Genomic DNA, 20018 nt, shown 5'->3' with positions numbered 1-20018 from the left:
CGGCGCGGGCCCGGGGCGCGACGGGGCCCGGGCCGGTCCCGGCGGGTTCAGCCGGCGGGACCGAACAGGTCGTCCTGCGCGGCGTCCCGGGCGGCGAGCACCGCGCCGCGCAGCACCGCCCGGCCGCCGACCGTGCCGGCCCGGACGTCGGTGTGCAGCGGGGAGAGCCGGGCGAGGTGGTCGGCGACGCGCTCGGCGAGCGGCGCGCCGCCGGCCCGGCCGATCTCGCCGCCGAGCACGACGCACCCGGGATCGAGCACCGCGCACACGCCCGACACGCCGAGCGCGATCCGGGCGGCCAGGTCGTCGAGGAAGCCGGCAGCGGCGTCGCCCGCGGCCACCGCGTTGCGGACCAGGGCTTCGGCGGGCGGGGCGTCGGTGCGTTCCGGGCCGTCGGCGGGGGGCACCGGGCGGCCGTGTTCCGCGGCGAGCCGACTGATCGCGGCGGAGCCGGCCAGGGAGTGGAAGCCGCCGTCGCAGCCGGTGGCGGAGGGCAGTCCGCCGGTGCCCGGGACGGGCAGGAAGCCGATCTCGCCGGCGCCGCCGGAGGCGCCGCGCCGCACCGCACCGTCCAGGACCACGGCGGCGCCGGTGCCGTGGCCGAGCCAGAGCAGGACGAAGGTGTCGCGGTCGCGGGCGGCGCCGTCGCGCTGTTCGGCGAGGGCGGCGAGGTTGACCTCGTTCTCCAGCAGCAGGGTGCCGGTCCGGCGGTCGCGCAGGGCGCCGATCAGCGCGGCGTGCCAGGTGGGGGCGGAGCCGCCGAGCCGCCCGGTGACCGGGTCGACCAGGCCGGGTGCGCCGATGGCGAGGGTGTGCGGAGCGGTGGCCCCGGCCTCGGCGAGCGTCGTGTCGACGGCGGCGAGCGCGGTGGCGAGGGCCGCTGCGGTGGTGTCGGCCGGGGTGGCGGCCGGCCGGTCGGCGGCGGGCGCGCCGACCGGCACGGTGCGTTCGGCCCGCACCCGGCCGAGGAGGTCGGCGACCGCCACGGTGAGGGTGCGGGTGCGCAGGTCGAGGCCGAGCAGGTGGGCGCGGTCGGCGACGATCCCGTAGAGCCGGGCGTTGGGGCCGCGGCGCTGGGCACCGCTCTCGCCGACCACGGCGACCAGTCCGGCAGCCTGGAGGCGGTCGACGAGGTCCGCGACGGTGGGGCGGGACAGTCCGGTCAGGTTCTTGAGTTGATTTGCCGTCAAAGGGCCCTCGGACTGGAGGAGTTGGAGGGCCAGTCGGTCGTTGATGAGCCGGGCGGTGGCCGGGGAGGCGGTACGGCCGGCGGCTGCCGCGAGCGGTGCATGCATGGCTGGATTCTTCCATCCTGACGAGCCGTCACTCTTATTATCAGGCAGGGTTCCTGATAGTTTACCGGCCATGGCTGGCCACGGCGTTCCCGACGCCACCCCCCGCGCCCCGCTGCCCCCACTTCCCGACCACCGGCTGCGCCGCGCCCGTTGGGCGATCGCCGCGGTGTTCCTCGTCCACGGATCGGTCACCGGAAACTTCGCCACCCGCATCCCCTGGATCCAGGACCACACCCAGATCCCACCGGGTCAACTCGGCCTGGCCCTCGCCTTCCCGGCGATCGGCGCGTCGCTGGCGATGCCGCTGGCCGGCCGGATCAGCCACCGTTTCGGCGCCCGCACGGCGCTGCGCGCCCTGCTCGCCCTGTGGACCCTGTCGCTGGCGCTGCCCGCCCTCTCCCCCAACCTCCTCGTGCTGTGCGGCGCGCTGTTGGTCTACGGCGGCACCTCGGGCACGGCGGACGTGGCGATGAACGCACTGGGCGTGGAGACCGAGGACCGGTGGGGGAAGCCGATCATGTCCGGGCTGCACGGCATGTGGAGCCTGGGCGCGCTGCTCGGCTCGGCGGTCGGCACCGTCGCCGCGCACAGCGGCACCGACGCCCGGCTCCATCTGGCCGGCGCCGCACTGGTGTTGACCGTGCTCGGGGCGCTCGCCTGCCAGGGCGTACTGGACCTGCGCAGCGGCCCCGAGGAGCATCCGCCGCCGCGCTTCGCGCTGCCGCCCCGGTCGGCGCTGGTCATCGGCGTCATAGGGTTCTGCGCGGTGTTCGCCGAGGGCGCCTCGTTGGACTGGTCGGCGGTCTACCTCCGCGACCGGTTGGGCACGGACGCGGGGCTGGCGGCCGCCTCCACCACCGCGTTCTCCTGCACCATGGCGGTCGCGCGGCTGGCCGGGGACAGGGTGGTGGCCCGCTTCGGCCCGGTGCGCACGGTCCGGGCGGGCGGGGTGCTGGCCACCGTCGGCGGGCTGTTGATCGTCACCGCCGGCCATCCGGCGCCGGCGCTGGCCGGCTTCGGCCTGGTCGGACTGGGGATCGCGGTGGTGGTTCCGCTGGCGTTCGCGGCGGCCGGGCACAGTGGCCCGGCCCCCAGCCAGGCCATCGCCGGGGTGGCCACGATCACCTACACCTCGGGGCTGATCGCCCCCTCCGCGATCGGCGGAATCGCCCAGGCGACGTCCCTGACGGGCTCGTTCGCCCTGGTGGCGGTGTTGACCTGCGGCCTGGTGGCGGGGGCCCGGGTGCTGCGGGTACCGGCCCGGACGGCGTCGACGGGCGGGCCGGCACCCGCCGACCGCGGCAGCGGCCTGGAACGCTCCTGACCGCCGCCGCTCAGGCCGCGGCGGCCTCGTCGTCCGCCTGCTCCGGCCGGAGCAGGTCCGCGGCGATCGTCCGGGCCCGGTCCGACCACGGGGTGGGGCGCAGGGACTGCGGGTCGACGCGGACCAGCACGCGGTGGCCCTGGGCGTGGGTGTCGGTGCCGTCGGCGGAGCAGAGCCGGAAGCCGTAGGTCAGGCTGGTGCGGCCGAGGCGTTCGACCCACAGGTGCGCGGCGTAGTGGCCGGCGCGGGTGACCGGGCGCTCGTAGGAGACCTTCATCTCCTTGATGACGTTGCACATGTCGCCCGCGGTCGCCCAGTCACCGTCGAAGCCGAAGCCGAGGCCGTGCCAGTACTCCGCCCAGGCACGTTCGGCGAGCAGCGGGTAGCGGGAGTTGTGGAGCATGCCGAGCGCGTCGAGGTCGTCGAAGTGGACCGTGACGGGGACCAGTTGCCCGTAGGGGACGGGGGCGGCGGCCTGGAGGGGTTCAACGGTCACGGGTGGTGCTCCTGGGAAATCCGAGTGGGTGGTCCGGTGCGGGCGGCGCCGGCGGTCCGGCGCGACGAGCCCGAGCCATAGTAAGCGGCTGCTTAGAATGCTTTGCGTCCACCCGTGCACGACGGTCCCCGACGAGGCCCCGCCCGCGCCGCCGCACCGCCCGCGCCCGGCCCCTCAGGCGGCCACGGTCTCGACGAGCCAGGCCAGCCCTCCCACCAGCGCCCCGTAGCCGGGGACGGCCAGGAGCGGCCAGGGAACGGGGCGGGGGACCAGCACCTTGGCGTGGAAGGCGAGGTCACGGTATTCCGGCATGCCCTCGGTGCCGGGGAGCACCATGAAGCGCGGCCGCACGGTGCAGAACAGCAGCCAGTCGATGACCAGCAGGTCGAACAGGGTCAGGGCGAGGAAGCCGGTGGTCCCCAGGACGAACGGCGGCAGGAAGCCCAGGCGTCCCTCGGTCCGGCCGTGCAGGTCCAGCACGCCGACCACCGGAACGGCGATGAACAGCGCGAGGTTCAGCAGGCCGGCCACCGCCGCGGTCCGCCGGCCGCGTGCGCTCTGCGTCCCGTACCGCTCCCTGATCGCGGGCGGGTAGTCGGAGAGCAGGGCGTCCCGTGCCACGAACAGGGAGCCGATGACTATCAGGGTGAAGAGGGACACCAGGACGAGGGCATAGCCCATGCTGACGCGAGCGATCACTGTGAAGCCCATGGAATCGGAGCCTAACGAGTCCGTTGCCGCTCTCGACGCGGCGTCTGCGGCCTCCCGGATCGGTACGAACGCCGCGCCCGTACGTTTAGTGATCGTTTATTGCCGATCGACAGGATGTGCAGGGTCGAGAAGGATCGTTCACAGGGGACGGCATGGCCAAGCTGTATCTGGAGAAGCTCACGTGCGTCACGACTGAGGGCTGGGGCGGCTTCGACGAGCAGCGGCTCGTCGTCCAGGACCGCGGCACCGTCTGGAACGGAACGGTGCTGGGAGACCGGATGTACACCGTGAAGTACGACTGCGACTTCACGGGGACGATCGCCGTCTCCCTCGGGGAGACCGGCACCCCGGGCGGGGACGGCGGGCTCGGGGAGCAGTGGATCACGGACACGCCCGGCGAGCGCAGTCTGCGCTTCCGCGCGGACGGGGCGGAGTACCGGCTCCTGTACGCGGTGGAGTAGTAGACCGACGGCCCGGCGGGGCGACGCCCGCCGGGCCGAGGTCCCGCCGATCCGGCCCTGACCCGTCGGACACGCCCTAGTCCCGCCCGCCCGCGCGCGGCCAGCGCGCGGTCTCCTCGTCGCGCGCCACCGCATACGTCACGGTGAAGCGATCGGCGGACATCCGGGTGCGGTTCACCTCCACGACCTGCTCCCCGACCCGGGACACCCGCGTGATCACCAGGACCGGCAGGCCGGCCCCGATCCGCAGGAGCCGCTGCTCGCGGTCGTCGGCGGGCCGGGCGGCCACCGTCTCCTCCCAGGAGAGCGCGGCGCCGAAGTGCTCTTCGATCCGGTCGTAGATGCCCCCGGGCCCGGTCTCGTCCGCACCGAGGACCGGGAGCCGGTCGACGAGCGTCATCGGGAGGTAGGACGTCGCCAGTTGCCAGGGGTGGGAGGCGTCCGGCGGGCCGATGGCGCGGTCCCTGATCAGCACGGGTTCGCCCGCGGCGACGCCGAGCAGCTCCGCCGCGTCGGCCGGCGGCGGGCCCACTTCCTGGGTCGGAGTGCCGACGCCGCGCCAATCCGCCGCGTTCGGGCCGAAGAAGTAGCCCCGCGCGTCGCGGCGGACGTGCCGGTCCCGGGCCACCGTCCGCGCGGGGGCCGCGGGGCGGATGAACGTGCCGCGGCGCCCCTCGCTGTACAGCAGCCCCTCCGACACCAGGTGCTGGACCGCGCGGTTGGCCGTCTGGCGGGCCACTTCGTAGCGGTCCTTCAGCCGGTCGATGCCGGGGATCGGCCGGCCGGTCGGCCAGACGCCGGCCTCCACGTCGGCGCGGATGCGCGCCGCGACCTCCCGGTAACCGGTCCGGTCCGACTCCACGCGGGTCATCGTCCGTCTCCTATCGATCGTTGCGGTCGGCAGAACTGTCGTAGTCGCTGGTCCCCGCGTCCAGCAGGGGCATGCGGCCCTGGCCGGCCGCCTGGGAAAGCCAGCGCAGCCCGTGATAGCCGGTCAGCACGATGAGCGTGCCCAGTGCGATGCCACCGAGTTCGAAGTGCTCCGTGAACTTCAGCGAGACGCCGCCGATCGCGATGATGATGCCGGCCGCGGCGGGAATGAGGTTCAGCGGAACCGTGAAGTCGACCTTGTTCCGGATCCAGATCTGCGCGCCCAGCAAGCCGATCATGCCGTAGAGGATGACCGTGATGCCGCCGAGCACCCCGCCGGGGATCGCGGCGACCACCGCGCCGAACTTCGGGCACAGGCCGAAGAGGACGGCGAAGCCGGCCGCCGCCCAGTAGGCCGCGGTGGAGTAGACCCGGGTCGCCGCCATCACCCCGATGTTCTCGGCGTACGTCGTCGTGGCGGGACCGCCGACCGCCGTCGACAGGACCGTTGCCGTGCCGTCGGCGACGATGGCCAGCCCCATCTTGTCGTCCAGGGCGTCACCGGTCATCTCCCCGACCGCCTTGACGTGCCCGGTGTTCTCCGCGACGAGGGCCACCAGGACCGGGAGTGCCACCAACACGGCGGAGGCCGAGAAGTTCGGTGCGTGGAACGTCGGCAGCCCGATCCAGTCGGCCTTCTGGACACCGGAGAAGTCGATGCGCCAGTGGTCGGTCACCTTCCCCGCGCCGTTGGCCGCATGGATCATTCCGGTGGTGCGGTCGAGGATCCACGACAGCACGTAGCCGAAGACCAGGCCGAGGAAGATCGCGACCCGTGACCAGAAACCCCGGAGCACGACCAGGGCGAGGCCGGTGAACATCATGGTCGCCAGGGCCGTCCACTGGTCCTGCGGCCAGTAGGTCGAGGCCGTCACCGGTGCCAGGTTGAAGCCGATCAGCATCACGACGGCACCCGTCACGACGGGCGGGAGGACCGCATGGATCACCCGGGCCCCGAGGACGTGGATGACGATGCCGCAGCCCGCCAGACAGGCGCCGACGACGAGCATGGCGCCCGTCAGGGTGCCGGCGTCCCCGCCCTGACCGGCGATCACCGCGGACACGCCGACGAAGGAGAGCGACGACCCCAGGTAGCTCGGGATGCGCCCGCGCGTCACCACCAGGAAGAGCACGGTGGCGACGCCCGAGGCCATGAGGGCCAGGCTCGGGTCCAACCCCATGAGGACCGGGGCGACGAAGCACGCGCCGATCATCGAGACGACGTGCTGCGCGCCCAGCGCGATCGTGCGTCCCCACGTCAGGCGCTCCCCCGGCTTGACGACCTCCCCCGGCTTCAGGTGCCGCCCGTCCCCGTGAACCTTCCACCGCAAGCCGACCATGAACGCTCTCCACTTCTGCGACGCCCTGCACGTCACAGAGCCGAGGGGATTCATAACCGAACCGCGGCTTCAGGACAAACTCGACCGCGATCGGCCGGCGACCCGCGGCGCTGACCGCTTCCACCACGATGTCCGCCGTGCGGCGGACCCGGGGGCGCGGTGGGGCGGCCGGCCGCGCCCCCGGAGCGTCGCCGGGGTTACTTTCCGAGTTTCTTGACGGCCTGGTAATACGTCCAGGCAAGTCCGTTGCAGGACGTCTTCTGCGCGCCGGAATAACCGGCGCAGACCCGCTTCACATCCTCGTACAGGGCACGGTCCAGGCGGGTCTTGTTGGCGGCGAACGTGCCCGCCTTCTTGTAGTTGCGGTAACCGAAGTCGTGCCGGGCACAGGAGAGCTTGAAAGGGAAGCCGAAGGGGTTGTCCGGCGACTTGGAGCAATAGTCGGTGGACCAGTCGAAGGCGTAGACGGCCCATTTTCCCTGAGCGTCGCGGGCGGCCAGCCAGTTGCCGTAACTGGCCGCGCTGGTCTGCGTGAAGCCCGCCATCACCTGCGGCCTGTCGGCGGGGACGGCGTGGGCCGGAGCGGCGGCCGCGGTCAGCACCGAGACCGCGAGCAGCGGCGTGACCAGCGCGGCGGCACGTCTTCGGGACACGGATCAACCTCCGGAATTCCGCGCCGCGGTCATGCGGCGTTTCCTGGGATGCCGAGTGGATATTGTTTTCTCAAGGGACGCCGGATGCGCGGGAGGTACCGGGGAAGTACCTCAGGACGGCGCGCCGATTATTACGCCGATCCGGTCAACTCGCCATGTTCTTGGCCGTATTCGAGGTCGCGCCGATGTCACGCTGAGCGGATGACGACCCTTCAGCAGCACGGCGGCAACGGCCCGCAGCACACCGCCGCAGGACCCGCCGACGGCGCCGCGGGCCCCACCGGACCCGCGGAGCAGGCGGGGGTGGCGCACGTACTGGCCCGGATGCGGGCGCTGGACGGGGCACTGCCCGCCGACGACGGGGTGGCCGTGTTCAACCGGGTCTACTTGACCGTCACCGAGGCCGTCGCCCAACGGGTGGGGGGCGGTGCCTTCGAGGACCCGGTGGCCGCCGGCGAGTTGGACGTCCAGTTCGCCCGTCGCTACTTCACCGCGGTGGACGCCGACGCCACCGGGCGGCGACCGCCGGCCTGTTGGCGGCCGCTGTTCCAGCTGCGCGGGCATCCCCGGGTCCGTCCGCTGCAGTTCGCGCTGGCCGGCATCAACGCCCACATCGGGCACGACCTCGCACTGGCCGTCGTGGACACCTGTCGGGCGCTGGACTGCGAACCCCCCTCCCTGGAAGGCGACTTCGACCGCATCGGCACGATCCTGACCGGCCTGGAGGAGGGCATCCGGGAGACCCTGATGCCCGGCCCCGACCTCCTGGACGTCGCCGATCCGCTCACCCACCTGATCGGCTCCTGGAGCCTGGACCGGGCCCGTGACGGCGCCTGGGCCGCGGCCCGCATGATGTGGGGCGTCCGCCGGCTGCCGGACGTGGTGGAGGAGTTCGCCGACCGGCTGGACGCGAGCGTCGGGCTGATCGGCCGCTGCCTGCTGACCCCGCTGGGCTAGCCGGCGGGTCCGGTGCGGCGTCGGGAGCGGGCCCGCCACGTCCGGCGTCGGCTTCGTTCCGCCGCCGGGCAGCGCGTCGTAAGGTGCGCCCCATGACGTTACGACTGGGACTGGGGCTGCCCCAGATGCCGCAGTACGACCCGCGGCGCGCGGTGCGGGACGTGGCCCGCGCCGCGGAGGAGATCGGCTTCGACAGCGTCTGGGTCTTCGAGCGGACGGTGTTCCCGCGCGCGCCGCTCGACGGGCTCTACGGCGTGCCGGACCTTCCCTGGCCCGACTTCTACCAACGGTGCGCCGACCCGCTGGTGGCCCTCGCGCTGGCCGCCGCCGTCACCGACCGGGTCAGGTTGGGCAGCAGCGTGCTGGTCTCCGGGCTGCACGCGCCGTTCCCGCTCGCCCGGACGCTGGCGTCGCTGGACGCGGCCAGTGGCGGACGGGTGCTGGCGGGGCTGGGAACGGGCTGGTCGCAGGACGAGTACCGGGCCGCCGGGATCACCCCGTACGCCGACCGCGGCGCCCAGTTGGACGAGTTGTTGGACGTCTGCGCCGCCGTCTGGGGCCCCGATCCGGTCGCCTACCGGGGGCGCTGGACGGAGATCGCCCCGGCCTCGGTCGGACCCAAACCGGCCCGCCCGATCCCCGTCTACCTCGCCGGGGGCGGCGGCCGGGCCCTGGACCGGGTGGCGCGGCGCGCCGACGGCTGGCTCCCGGCCCACCTGACGGGCGAGCGGCTGGCCCCGCTCCTGGCCCGGCTGGCCGGCGCCGCCGAACGCCACGGCCGGGACGCGGCGGAGCTGGACGTCGTGCTGCGAGTCGGGGTCGAGCTGACCGACGCGCCGCTGCCGAAGGCCGGGCGCCCGCCGTACACCGGCAGTCACGAGCAGGTGCTGGCGGACCTGGCCGGTGCCGCGGACGCCGGGGCGCGGGAGGTGCTGGTGGACCTCCAGGTGCACTGCCGCGACGGCGCGGAGCTGGCCGACCGGGCCGCCGAACTCCACGGCCGCATCCGCGCGGCCGGCTTGTGACGGCGGTGGGTGGGCGCGCGTCGTGCGGGCCCACCCACCGGTACGGGGCTCAGTCCTCCGGGAGCTCCACCGGCGCGATCGCGTCGTAGACGTCGCCCGGGCCGGGGTTGGCCGCGTCGGTGCCGCCGCCGAGGTGGTGCATCACGCCCCACACCGCGTTCAGCGCGGTCTGGATGGCGCCCTCGGCCCAGCCGGCCGTCCAGGAGATGTCGTCGCCGGCGAGGAAGATGCCGCGCTTGTCCTCCGGGAGCAGCTCCTGCATGAAGTGGGTGAACAGGCGCCGCTGGTAGCGGTAGTGGCCGGGCAGGTTGGCCTTGAACGCACCCATGAAGTAGGGCTCGTTCTCCCAGGACACGGTCACCGGGTTGCCGATGATGTGCTTCCGGATGTCGACCTTCGGGTAGATCTCGCCGAGCGACTTGAGCATGACCTCCATGCGCTCGTTCGCCGACAGCGGCAGCCACTTCAGGCTGTCGTCGCACCAGGTGTAGGAGAGGCAGATGACGGCCGGCTGGTCCGGGCCGTTGTCGAGGAGGTACGTCCCGCGCGTCATGCGGTCGGTGAGGGTCATCGACATCACGTCGCGGCCCGTCTCGTTGCCCTCGTCGTCGACGGCCTTGTCCAGCCAGAACGGCCGGTCCACGGGCACGAAGAGCTTGCTGGACTCCATGTAGTGGGTGCGCTCGATCGCCGTCCAGTGGTCGATCGGGAACAGGTCGTCGTCGCAGTCGATCTTCGACAGCAGCATCCAGCTCTGCGCGGTGAAGACCACGGCCTTGTACGAGCGGATGTCGCCGGAGGCGTCGGTGACGGTGACGTGGTTGCCGGCGGTGCGGTGCAGCCGGGTGACGGCCGGCCGGGGGGCGCCGCCGTGCAGCGACGACAGCGAGGTGCCCGGGGCCCAGTGCACGATCTTGGCCGGCTCGCGCTCCCACAGGCGCAGCGGCAGCTGCTGGGAGCCGCCGACGATGCCGCGGTGGTGGTCGTCGGCCTCGGTGTAGACGACCCGCAGGATCTCCAGGATGGAGTTGGGGAAGTCGGTGTCCCAGCCGCCGGTGCCGAAGCCGACCTGGCCGAAGATCTCGCGGTGCCGGAAGGAGGTGAACGCCTCGGAGTCGCAGAGGAAGCCGTAGAAGGTCTGGTTGTCGAGCTTCTCGACGAGCTTCGCCCAGATCTCGCGGATGCGCGGCACGTCGCGCTCGCGCATCGCCTGGTTCATGTCGGAGAAGTCGGCGCCCTCCTCCAGGCAGGCGTTCCACGCCTCGGCGACCTGGCGGTAGACCGGGGGCAGGTCGTCGACGGTCTCCGCGTAGTGGGACTCGCCCTTGAGGTCGACGACGGTGGAGGGGGTGGACTCGGCGAGCGGGTTGGGGAACGGCGTGGTCGTCAGGCCCACCAGGTCGATGTAGTGCTGGAGCGCCGTCGAGGACGGCGGAAAGCGCATCGCGCCCAGCTCGCAGTTGAGCACGCTCTCGTCGGCCGCGGCGGAGCAGCCGTCGAAGCCGACGGTGCGCAGCCGGCCGCCTATCTGGTCCGCCTCGTAGACGACGGGCTTGAGGCCCATCTTCATGAGCTCGTACGCGGTGACGATGCCGGAGAGGCCGCCGCCGACGATGGCGACCTCGGTGCCGTGCTCGGTCGCCGGGATCTGGCCGAGGCCCGCCGGGTGGGCGAGGAAGTCGTCGTACGCGTAGGGGAAGTCCGGGCCGAACATGGTGATCGGCGGCTGCGCGGTGGTGTGCGGGACGGCGGGGGGCACCGTGGACGTCATCGGGGCGGACTCCTTGCGGGCAGGGCGGGCGTATCGGGGCGTATCGGGCACGGTCGGGCGTGCCGGGGCGCGGGCGTGCGCGGTGGGGCGGTCCGGGGCGCGACGGCGCCCGTCGCCACGGGGCGGGCGGGGCCGTCGAAGGCGGCGGGCGCCGGTCAGACGAGGTCGGTGTAGAGCTCCGGCCTCCGGTCGTGCAGGTAGGGGTTGTTCTCCCGGGCTTCCTTCAGGAAGGCCGGGTCGACCGCGGCCTGCACCAGTTGCTCGGAGCGTCCGGCGCGGGTGCGCACGACGCCGTCCGGTCCGGCCAGGCAGCTGAGGCCGACGAACTCGAACTCACCCTCCGCGCCGACCCGGTTGACGTAGGCGACGTACATCTGGTTCTCGAAGGCACGCACCGGGATCACCTGCTCCGGCACGATCTGGAAGGGGTGCATCTGCGCGGTGGGCACCAGCAGCAGGTCGGTCCCGGCCAGCGCGTGCGCCCGGACGTTCTCCGGGAACTCCACGTCGTAGCAGATCAACAGGCCGATCCGGATCCCGTCCAGTTCGGCCTGGACGACCGTGCGCTCCCCCGGGGTGAACCACTCGCGCTCGAAGCAGCCGAAGAGGTGGGTCTTGCGGTAGTTGGCGAGCGCCGTGCCGTCGGGGCCGATGAGCTGGGCCGCGTTGTAGACCGTGCCGGCCGCTTCGGGGTCGCGCTCGGGGTAGCCGTAGAGCACCGCGATGCCGTGTTCGGCGGCGATCCGGCCCACCGCCCGGGCGCTGTCGCCGTCGGCCGGCTCGGCGAGGCGGTGCACGTCGCCGCCGATCGCGTAGCCGGTGAGGAAGAGCTCGGGGCAGGCGAGCAGCCGGGCGCCGGTCGCGGCTGCCGTGCGGGCCGCGTCGGCGAGCACCCGCAGGTTGTGCGCGACGTCGCCGGGCCGTCCCGAACTCTGGAGCAGGGCGGTGTGCAGCGGCGACATGGGACCCCTCGGCGGTGGCGGTTCGGGTGGGACGCAATGACGGTACGGTCCGCTGCCAATTCCGGACAAGGCGCCACCGTTGCGTGCCGAGGAACGATTCGTTGCGCGTTCAAGGGCCATCGCGGCGATTCGTTGCACGGGGCATCCGGCCAGGTCGGGTGGGTCCCGACGGGGTGATTCAGGCCACCCCGGCGGCCAGCGTCGCGCGCACCAGGCCGCGCAGCCACCGGTGGCCCGGGTCGGCGTCCTGGCGCGGGTGCCAGGCCATCGCCATCGGCATCGGCGGCAGGTCCAACGGGATGGGCAGCGCACTCAGGCCCAGATCGCGGACCAGCGAGGCCGCGGTCCGCGCCGGCACCATGCCCACCACGTCGCTGTCGCGCACCATCATCAGCGCCGCCGTCACGGTCGGCACGGTGGTGACCACCCGGCGGCGCAGCCCGTGTTCGGCCAGCGCGGTGTCGATGGGGCCGGTCAGCCGGCCGCGCCGGGAGAAGTTGAGGTGCGGGGCGGCGGCGAACCGGCGGGCGGTCAGGGTCTGGTCGGTCAGCGGGTGGCCCGCGCGGACGACCGCGATCGCGTGGTCGTCGTAGAGCCGGGCCGTGCGGATCTCCGGCTCGCGGCTGTCGATCACGCCCAGTTCCAGGTCGGCCGCCCCGTCCCGGAGGACGGGCACGTCGACGTGGCTCTCGCCGAGGAAGCGCAGCACCACCCCGGGCGCCTCGCGGGCGACCCGGGCGACCAGTGCGGGCCCGAGGGCGGTGACGAACAGGTCGCCGGTGTGCAGCGCGAAGACCCGGGTGAGCTGCGCCGGATCGGCCGGGGCGGACGGGGCGAGCACCCCCTGCGCCGCCTCGACCAGCCGGCGCACCTCGGCCTTGATCTCCAGTGCGCGGGGCGTCGGCACCATGTGACGGCCGGCCCGGACCAGGACCGGGTCGCCGATGGTCCGGCGGATCCGGCCCAGCGCCCGGCTCATGGCCGGTCCGGAGAGCCCGAGCCGGTCGGCGGCGGCGGTGACGCTCTCCTCTTCCAGGAGCGCGTCCAGGGCGGTCAACAGGTTGAAGTCGATGTTTGCGTTTCGCGCAATCACGGAGTGCACACCTTGCATTTGAGATCAACTGAACGGCACCCTAGCGTCCCCGGCATGACCACGTCAGCACCGCCGCCGCCCGGCGGCCCCTCGCCCCGAGGCGCCGGTCGGCGCTCCGTCACCGCCGCGATGTGCGCCGGCGTCCTGGTGGCCCAGTCCCTGGTGGCCGCGATGAACCTGGCCATCCCGAAGATCGCCGCGAGCGCCCTGCACCCCACCCCCGCCCAACTCCTCTGGGTCGTCGACACCTACGTCCTGGTCTTCGCCGGGCTGCTGATCCCGGCCGGCGCGCTCGGCGACCGGTTCGGCCGCAGGGGCACCCTGCTCACCGGCCTCGCCGTCTTCGGCACCGGCGCGCTGCTGAGCGCACTCGCGCCGACCCTCCCCGTCCTGCTGGCGGGCCGCGCCGTCTCCGGGGCCGGCGCCGCGCTCCTGGTGCCGGCCACCATGTCGGTGCTGCTGTACGCGTCCCCGCCCGACCGGAAGGCCACCGCGATCGCGGCGTGGAGCACGGCGATGGGCGTCGGCGGGATGGCCGGCAACGCGGGCGGCGCACTGATCCTCCAATTCCTGCCCTGGCAGGGGCTGTTCTGGGGGTACGTGCCGCTGGCGCTGATCCTGTTCGGCTGGGTGGCGCGGTCCGCGCCACGGGTGCCACGACAGACCGCGGCGCTGGACCTGCCGGGCTCGGCGTTGCTGGTCGTGGGCTCCTTCGCGCTGCTCTTCGGCATCATCGAGGGCCCCGGGCTGGGCTGGGCCTCGGCCCCGGTGCTCGGTTCCTTCGCGCTGGCGCTGGTGCTCCTCGCGGTCTTCGTGCGCCACGGCCTCAGGTCCGCGCACCCGGTGCTGGACCCCCGGCTGTTCCGGCTGCCGCGGCTGCGCGCCGGCAGCGCCGGGATCGCCGTCGGCTTCTTCGGGATGTTCGCGCTGTTCTACGTCAACGCGCAGTTCCTGCAGTACGTGAAGGGCTACTCGCCGCTGCGGACGGGCTTCGCGCTCGTGCCGATGGCGTTCGGGATGATGGTGCTGACCCGGTACGGCATGCGCCTGGCCCGGCGGATCGGCGAGGCCCGGACCGCCGGCGCGGCGCTGGTGCTGATAGCCGCCGGCCTGCTGCTGCTAGCCACCTCCGACGCCGGCACCCCCTACCCGCGCTACTTGGCGTACCTGCTGGTGCTGGCGGCCGGCGCGGGCCTGGCGATGCCGACGCTGTCGCACGCGATCGTGGCGTCCGTGCCGGCCCACCAGGCGGGCATGGGCTCCGGACTCCAGGGCGCGGCACGGGAGTTGGGCGCGGCACTGGGCATCGCCGTGGTGGGCACCGCACTGTCGGTGCGCTACGCGACGGGCACTGCGCACGGGTCGTCAGCGGCGGTCGCGTTCGCCGACGCCGCGGCGCTGGGCTACCGGATCGCGGCCGTCGTGGTGCTGGTCGTGGGCGCCGCCGTGACGGTCGGGCTCCGGGCCCGGCGGCCCGCCGCCGGCATCCCGTCGAACGCGCCCGAAGTGCCCGCCTCGCCACCCCTTGACCTCAAGTCCACTTGAGGTCGCAGGATCGTCGCATGATCCCTAACGAGGCCACCACCGATCCGACCGCCGAGTCCACCGCGCTCCGCACGGCACGACAGCTCCAGCACCTCACCGACCGCGCCGACATCACCGACCTGTTGGACCGCTACCTGCGCTCGCTCGACGAGGGGGTCTTCGACGAGGCGTGGGGACGCGCCTTCTACACCGAGGACGCCACCGCCGAGATGCCCATCGGCACCGTCCGGGGACGGGACGCGGTGGTGCGGCGGATCCGGGAGGGGATGGCACTGTTCGACCGCACCGTGCACCTGGGCGGCAACCCCGTCATCGACATCGACGGGGACCGGGCCACCGTCCACGGAGCCCAACTGAGCACCCACGTCCTGGCGGACGGCTCCGGGGCCCTCTTCCTCTCGGGCGGTCGCGCCGACAACACCCTGGTGCGGACCCCGGAGGGCTGGCGGATCGCCACGTCCGCGCTGCGCGTCGCGTGGACGCAGGGCACCCCGCCGCACCTGCCGCCGGACCGGGGCCCGGTGGCGGCCGCCTAGGGCCACGGTGCCCGGCCTCCGGGCCGCCCGGCACAGCGGCAGCGGTCACGGCCGACTCACAGGAGCCGTCCCTAGCTCGGCGCGCCCGCCCCGTAGCGGCGCAGCAGCGGGGAGAGGACCAGGACGGACTTGGTGCGTTCGACGAACGGTTCGCCGGCGATCCGTTCCAGTACCCGCTCGAAGTGCCGCATGTCGGACGCGAAGACCTGCACGAGGGCGTCCGCCTCACCGGTCACGGTGGAGGCGGACGCCACTTCGGGATAGCGCGACAGACCGCGGTGGATCGCGTCGGGCGAGGTGTTGCGGCGGCAGAAGATCTCGATGAACCCCTCGGTCTCCCAGCCGAGGGCGGCGGGGTCGACGCGCACCGTGAATCCGGTGATCGCGCCGTCCGACCGCAGTCGGTCCACCCGGCGCTTGACCGCCGGGGCGGACAGCCCGACCTCCTGGCCGATGTCCGCGTAACTGCGGCGGGCGTCCTCGGCGAGGGCGTGGACGATGCGTTCGTCGAGATCGTTCAGTCGCACTGCGGGTGGGTCACTTCTCTGCGGTGGCCAATCGGGAGCGGCGCATGCCGTATCCGAAGTAGATCACAAGGCCGACCGCCATCCAGACACCGAAGACCACCCAGGTCACCGGGCCGAGGCTGCCCATCATGTAGAGGCAGAGCAGGAAGCCGATCGCCGGGAAGACCGGCGCGAACGGCGTGCGGAAGGCCCGCGGCATGTCCGGCCGGGTCCGACGCAGCACGATCACGGCCACGTTGACCAGCGCGAACGCGAAGAGCGTACCGATGCTGGTGGCGTCGGCGAGCTCGCCGAGCGGCACCGCGGCGGCCAGCACACCGCAGAAGAGGGAGACGAGGACGGTGTTCACCCGGGGGACGCCGCTCTTGGGGTGAACCTTGGAGAACACCTTGGGCACCAGGCGGTCCCGGGACATCGCGAACAGGATCCGGGTCTGGCCGTAGAGCACGGTCAGCACCACACTCGCGATGGCGACGACGGCGCCGAAGGCCAGCAGCACCGACCAGTAGCCCTGACCGGTGACGGTCTTGAGGATCCCGGCCAGCGCCGCCTCCGAGCCCTTGAACTCCTGCCACGGCAGGGCGCCCACCGCGATGGCCGCGACCAGGCAGTACAGGGTGGTGACGATGATCAGCGACAGCATGATCGCGCGGGGCAGGTCGCGCTGCGGGTTCTTGGCCTCCTCCCCCGCCGTGGAGGCGGCGTCGAAGCCGATGTAGGAGAAGAACAGCGTGGCGCCGGCGGCGCTGACCCCCGCCATGCCCATCGGCATGAAGTTGGCGTAGTTGCCGGACTTCACGCCCTGGATCGCGACGCCGCAGAAGAGCAGCAGCGTGAGGATCTTGACGATCACCATGATGGTGTTGGCCCGGGCGCTCTCCCTGGCGCCGCCCAGCAGGAACACCATCGCCAGCAGCACGACCAGGAGCGCCGGCAGGTTGAAGTAGCCGCCCTGGCCCGGCGGCGCGGAGAGCGCGGCGGGGATGGTGACGCCCACCGTGCCGTTGAGGAACTCGTTGAGGTACTGGCCCCAGCCGACCGCGACGGCGGCCACCGAGACGCCGTACTCCAGGATCAGGCACCAGCCGCAGACCCAGGCGATCAGCTCGCCGAGGGTGGCGTAGGCGTAGGAGTAGGACGAGCCGGAAACCGGGATGGTGCCGGCCAGCTCCGCGTAGGAGAGCGCGGAGAACAGGGCCGTGATGCCGGCGATGACGAACGAGAGCACGACCGCCGGGCCGGCGTCGGGCACGGCCTGGCCGAGGACCACGAAGATGCCGGTGCCGAGCGTGGCACCGATGCTGATCATGGTCAGCTGCCAGACGCCCATCGAGCGGCGGAGCGTTCCCCCCTCGCCCTGGCCGCCCTCGGCGACCAGCCGCTCGACCGGCTTGCGGCGCATCAACCGAGCGCCGAGTCCGCCGGCGGGCGGCGGGGAAGAGCTGCCTCCTGAGGGTGGGACGGCGCCGTTCTCCAACACTGGGGGCTCCTTCATCACTGCCGGTCAGACTGGCACATTCCGGCACATTCTGGTGAGAAGACCGCAGCGGTCGGGCAGGCAGGACGAACCACCCTGCAGCAGGAGACCGCCGAGCAGGCGGTCTCCGCCACTCCACGTACAGCGCATGACACTACGGCCCCTCGTTGACCTGCCGTAATGCAGGATCCTTGCGCAACCACGGTGGTTCGTTGCGCACGGCGGCGAAGGGCGGCGGAATGTTGCGCTCCGCTGCAGTCAATCACGCCGTTCGCCGTAGAACGCCACCGGCCCCGCACCAGGTCGGTGCGGGGCCGGTGAGCGGCGCGGGCGAAGCCGGAAGCCGGCTCGGCGGTCAGTTCCAGCTGTCGTGCAGCGGCTTGCCCTCGGCGTAGCCGGCGGCGCTCTGGACGCCGACCACGGCCTTCTCGGCGAACTCCGCCAGGGAGCCGGCGCCGGCGTAGGTGCAGGAGCTGCGGACGCCGGCGATGATCGAGTCGATCAGGTCCTCGACGCCCGGACGGGCCTGGTCGACGAACATCCGGGAGGTGGAGATGCCCTCCTCGAACAGCGCCTTGCGGGCTCGGTCGTAGGACGACTCCTCGCTGGTGCGGTTGCGCACCGCACGCGCCGAGGCCATCCCGAAGCTCTCCTTGTACGGCCGGCCGTCGGCGGTGTGCTGGAGGTCGCCCGGCGACTCCAGGGTGCCCGCGAACCACGAACCGATCATGACGTTGGACGCCCCCGCGGCCAGCGCCATGGCCACGTCGCGCGGGTGCCGGACGCCACCGTCGGCCCAGACGTGCTTGCCGTACTTACGGGCCTCGGCGGCGCACTCCAGCACCGCGGAGAACTGCGGACGACCGACACCGGTCATCATCCGGGTGGTGCACATCGCGCCGGGACCGACACCGACCTTGATGATGTCCGCGCCGGCCTCGATGAGGTCGCGCACGCCGGAGGCGGCGACGATGTTGCCCGCGACGATCGGGACCTGCGGGTCCAGCGCCCGGACCGCCTTGACCGCGCTGATCATCGATTCCTGGTGACCGTGCGCGGTGTCCACGACGAGGGTGTCCACACCGGCCTCCAGCAGCGCCTTGGCCTTGCCGGCCACGTCGCCGTTGATGCCCACGGCGGCCGCGATGCGCAGCTTGCCGGCGTCGTCGGTGGCGGGGCTGTAGAGGGTCGCGCGCAGCGCGCCCTTGCGGGTCAGGATGCCGACGAGCCTGCCGTCCGCGTCGACCGCCGGGGCCAGCTTGCGGTGGGCGGCGTCGAGGCGGTTGAACGCCTCGCGGGGGTCGATGTCGGCGTCCAGGACCAGCAGGTCCTTGGACATGACCTCGGACACCTGGGTGAAGCGGTCCACGCCGGCCAGGTCGTGCTCGGTGACGACGCCGATCGGGCGGCCGCCCTCGACGACGATGCCCGCGCCGTGCGCCCGCTTCGGCAGCAGCGACAGCGCATCCGCCACGGTCGAGACCGGGGACAGCACGATCGGCGTGTCCAGCACCAGGTGGCGCTGCTTGACCCAGGTGACGACGTCGGTGACGACGTCGATCGGGATGTCCTGGGGGATGACGACCAGACCACCGCGGCGGGCCACGGTCTCGGCCATGCGACGGCCGGCGATCGCCGTCATGTTGGCGACCACGAGCGGGATGGTCGTGCCGGAGCCGTCGCGCGAGGCGAGGTCCACGGCCTGGCGGGAGCCCACCGACGAGCGGCTGGGCACCATGAACACATCGTCGTAGGTCAGGTCGTAGGGCACCGAAGAACTCTCTTCGAGGGCGCCGTTCTTCGGGTTGAGGAATCGCATACCGCCAGGATACGGGCCCTGACCAGGACTCATGTGATGGTCCTACGACCGCGCGAGCCGTGTGTGCGATCCGCCAATCCGCCGTCCACCCACCGGACCGCCACCTCACGCGACGCACGCGTACCGTCGCAGAGCGCCGCCTCCAGGGGCGGCGCTCGTCCTACGCCCCCTGTCGTCCCCGCCCGCCGGCCATGATCACCGCGAGGCCGGTGTCGGTGTCCCGCCAGTGCCCGACGGCGTCCGCGAGCACCCCCTCCACCACGCTCCAGTCCTCCGGCGCGGCGGCCGCGTACCCCTGCCAGCCGGTGATGACCAGCAGCCGGCCGCGCGCCGGCGGGCACCAGGACAGATCGGAGAGGCAGTCGGCCAGCGCGTCCCAGTTGTGGCCGAAGTACGCGGGGAAGTCCAGGGCCGCCGCGCACCGCTGGAGGAAGTCGGCCTTGTCCGCGACGCCGGTGAGGTCGAGTGCGGCACCGGTCCACCCCGCGTCGCGGGCCGCGGCCAGGGCGTCCGCGATCGGGCGGTCCGCGGGCCAGGGCAGCACCCCCGCGGGCGTCCGCCCGTCGAGCACCGCGGCCAGCGCCCGGGGCACCTCGGCGCTCACCGCAGCACCGCCTTGAAGCTCTTGTAGTGGTCGTCGGTGTAGAAGAACTCGTGGTGCTTGCCGGTGATCAGGCGCCGGGCACCGCGGTTGCGGGCACCCGGGGTGTCGACCGTGTACTCGTGGTAGTAGCCGCGCGGTTCCTTGGGCAGCTGCTTCTCGTAGTTGCCGAAGACGGTGCCGTCCTTGGGGTACGGGAACGGCCCCCCTGCGTCGATCAGCTTCAGGGTGTGCTGCGCCTCGGCGGGCAGCCGGCCCGCCGGCACGGTCGGCAGGCCCTTCGCCCAGCCCGGTGCGGCGCCGTCGCCGGACGACCGGCCGCCGGCCGTGTTCGTCGCGGACGGCCGGTGCGTGCCGGCCGAACTCCCTTTGCCGTCACCGCCGGTGGAACAACCGGTCAGGACGAGCAGCAGCCCGGCGAGCAGCGCGCCGAGAACGGCGGCGGCCCGGCGCGGGGCGGTGTGGATCAGCATGCGCCGATGCTGTCACAGCCGC

At 72.9% G+C, this 20018-nt stretch carries 20 protein-coding genes; 6 read left to right on the top strand and 14 right to left on the bottom strand.

Features of this window, described 5'->3' with window-relative positions; genetic code table 11:
* Positions 1-47: 47 nt before the first annotated feature.
* Positions 48-1295, bottom strand: a complete 1248-nt coding sequence (locus ACLJT4_RS25585) for an ROK family transcriptional regulator (RefSeq protein WP_411125545.1) — start codon at positions 1293-1295, stop codon at positions 48-50.
* A gap of 70 nt (positions 1296-1365) precedes the next feature.
* Between ACLJT4_RS25585 and ACLJT4_RS25580 the strand changes: the two genes are divergently transcribed.
* Complete coding sequence (locus tag ACLJT4_RS25580) at positions 1366-2619, top strand: MFS transporter (protein WP_411125543.1); 1254 nt, start codon at positions 1366-1368, stop codon at positions 2617-2619.
* A gap of 10 nt (positions 2620-2629) precedes the next feature.
* Here ACLJT4_RS25580 and ACLJT4_RS25575 read toward each other — a convergent pair whose 3' ends face one another.
* Both ACLJT4_RS25575 and ACLJT4_RS25570 read right to left on the bottom strand, forming a co-directional pair.
* Positions 2630-3115, bottom strand: a complete 486-nt coding sequence (locus ACLJT4_RS25575) for an acyl-CoA thioesterase (RefSeq protein ID WP_411125541.1) — start codon at positions 3113-3115, stop codon at positions 2630-2632.
* A 174-nt stretch (positions 3116-3289) separates the two neighbouring features.
* Positions 3290-3826, bottom strand: coding sequence for a hypothetical protein (locus ACLJT4_RS25570; RefSeq protein ID WP_411125539.1), 537 nt, complete (start codon positions 3824-3826; stop codon positions 3290-3292).
* Positions 3827-3978: 152 nt separating this feature from the next.
* Here ACLJT4_RS25570 and ACLJT4_RS25565 point away from each other — a divergent pair, with 152 nt between their 5' ends.
* Complete coding sequence (locus ACLJT4_RS25565; protein WP_411125537.1) at positions 3979-4287, top strand: hypothetical protein; 309 nt, start codon at positions 3979-3981, stop codon at positions 4285-4287.
* 76 nt (positions 4288-4363) lie between these two features.
* Here the strand turns inward: ACLJT4_RS25565 and ACLJT4_RS25560 are convergent, their stop codons facing one another.
* The 3 genes from ACLJT4_RS25560 to ACLJT4_RS25550 all read right to left on the bottom strand — a co-directional run bounded on the left by ACLJT4_RS25560 (position 4364) and on the right by ACLJT4_RS25550 (position 7210).
* On the bottom strand, positions 4364-5158 hold the full coding sequence (locus ACLJT4_RS25560) for a GntR family transcriptional regulator (protein ID WP_411125535.1): 795 nt from the start codon (positions 5156-5158) through the stop codon (positions 4364-4366).
* Positions 5159-5168: 10 nt separating this feature from the next.
* A complete protein-coding gene (locus ACLJT4_RS25555) occupies positions 5169-6557 on the bottom strand; it encodes a uracil-xanthine permease family protein (protein ID WP_411125533.1) in 1389 nt (462 codons plus the stop codon).
* Positions 6558-6754: 197 nt separating this feature from the next.
* The gene (locus tag ACLJT4_RS25550; protein ID WP_411125531.1) at positions 6755-7210 is read right to left on the bottom strand and encodes a phospholipase; all 456 of its coding nucleotides are present in this window, start codon (positions 7208-7210) and stop codon (positions 6755-6757) included.
* Positions 7211-7513: 303 nt separating this feature from the next.
* Here ACLJT4_RS25550 and ACLJT4_RS25545 point away from each other — a divergent pair, with 303 nt between their 5' ends.
* Positions 7514-8167, top strand: a complete 654-nt coding sequence (locus tag ACLJT4_RS25545; RefSeq protein ID WP_411125653.1) for a DUF5995 family protein — start codon at positions 7514-7516, stop codon at positions 8165-8167.
* A gap of 92 nt (positions 8168-8259) precedes the next feature.
* Positions 8260-9192: a TIGR03619 family F420-dependent LLM class oxidoreductase gene (locus tag ACLJT4_RS25540; RefSeq protein ID WP_411125529.1), complete on the top strand. Its 933-nt coding sequence runs from the start codon at positions 8260-8262 to the stop codon at positions 9190-9192.
* Between the two features lie 49 nt (positions 9193-9241).
* On the opposite strand, the gene ACLJT4_RS25535 is transcribed toward ACLJT4_RS25540, so the two are convergent.
* The 3 genes from ACLJT4_RS25535 to ACLJT4_RS25525 form a co-directional block, all read right to left on the bottom strand.
* Positions 9242-10963, bottom strand: a complete 1722-nt coding sequence (locus tag ACLJT4_RS25535; protein ID WP_016573813.1) for a flavin monoamine oxidase family protein — start codon at positions 10961-10963, stop codon at positions 9242-9244.
* 155 nt (positions 10964-11118) lie between these two features.
* Positions 11119-11925: a carbon-nitrogen hydrolase family protein gene (locus tag ACLJT4_RS25530; protein WP_016578553.1), complete on the bottom strand. Its 807-nt coding sequence runs from the start codon at positions 11923-11925 to the stop codon at positions 11119-11121.
* 178 nt (positions 11926-12103) lie between these two features.
* Positions 12104-13018 carry a LysR family transcriptional regulator gene (locus tag ACLJT4_RS25525; RefSeq protein ID WP_411125527.1) on the bottom strand — a complete coding sequence of 305 codons (915 nt, stop codon included), beginning with the start codon at positions 13016-13018 and terminating at the stop codon, positions 12104-12106.
* A 54-nt stretch (positions 13019-13072) separates the two neighbouring features.
* On the opposite strand from ACLJT4_RS25525, the gene ACLJT4_RS25520 reads away from it, so the two are divergent.
* Together ACLJT4_RS25520 and ACLJT4_RS25515 are read left to right on the top strand one after the other, a co-directional pair.
* Positions 13073-14563, top strand: coding sequence for an MFS transporter (locus ACLJT4_RS25520; RefSeq protein WP_411125524.1), 1491 nt, complete (start codon positions 13073-13075; stop codon positions 14561-14563).
* Between the two features lie 17 nt (positions 14564-14580).
* The gene (locus ACLJT4_RS25515) at positions 14581-15099 is read left to right on the top strand and encodes a nuclear transport factor 2 family protein (RefSeq protein ID WP_411125522.1); all 519 of its coding nucleotides are present in this window, start codon (positions 14581-14583) and stop codon (positions 15097-15099) included.
* Between the two features lie 71 nt (positions 15100-15170).
* On the opposite strand, the gene ACLJT4_RS25510 is transcribed toward ACLJT4_RS25515, so the two are convergent.
* The 5 genes from ACLJT4_RS25510 to ACLJT4_RS25490 all read right to left on the bottom strand — a co-directional run bounded on the left by ACLJT4_RS25510 (position 15171) and on the right by ACLJT4_RS25490 (position 19996).
* On the bottom strand, positions 15171-15626 hold the full coding sequence (locus tag ACLJT4_RS25510; RefSeq protein ID WP_411125520.1) for an Lrp/AsnC family transcriptional regulator: 456 nt from the start codon (positions 15624-15626) through the stop codon (positions 15171-15173).
* Between the two features lie 10 nt (positions 15627-15636).
* Positions 15637-17106: an amino acid permease gene (locus tag ACLJT4_RS25505; protein WP_411125518.1), complete on the bottom strand. Its 1470-nt coding sequence runs from the start codon at positions 17104-17106 to the stop codon at positions 15637-15639.
* 352 nt (positions 17107-17458) lie between these two features.
* A complete protein-coding gene (locus ACLJT4_RS25500; protein ID WP_411125516.1) occupies positions 17459-18922 on the bottom strand; it encodes a GuaB1 family IMP dehydrogenase-related protein in 1464 nt (487 codons plus the stop codon).
* 160 nt (positions 18923-19082) lie between these two features.
* Positions 19083-19526, bottom strand: coding sequence for a barstar family protein (locus ACLJT4_RS25495; RefSeq protein ID WP_411125514.1), 444 nt, complete (start codon positions 19524-19526; stop codon positions 19083-19085).
* Positions 19523-19996, bottom strand: a complete 474-nt coding sequence (locus ACLJT4_RS25490; RefSeq protein WP_411125512.1) for a ribonuclease domain-containing protein — start codon at positions 19994-19996, stop codon at positions 19523-19525. Before ACLJT4_RS25490 ends, ACLJT4_RS25495 begins: the two co-directional genes overlap by 4 nt.
* Positions 19997-20018: the final 22 nt, after the last annotated feature.

Origin of the sequence: Streptomyces sp. x-19, from assembly GCF_046549115.1 — a bacterium.
Taxonomy (GTDB): Bacteria; Actinomycetota; Actinomycetes; order Streptomycetales; family Streptomycetaceae; genus Streptomyces; species Streptomyces albulus_C.
This window is presented reverse-complemented; position numbering and strand designations above follow the sequence as displayed.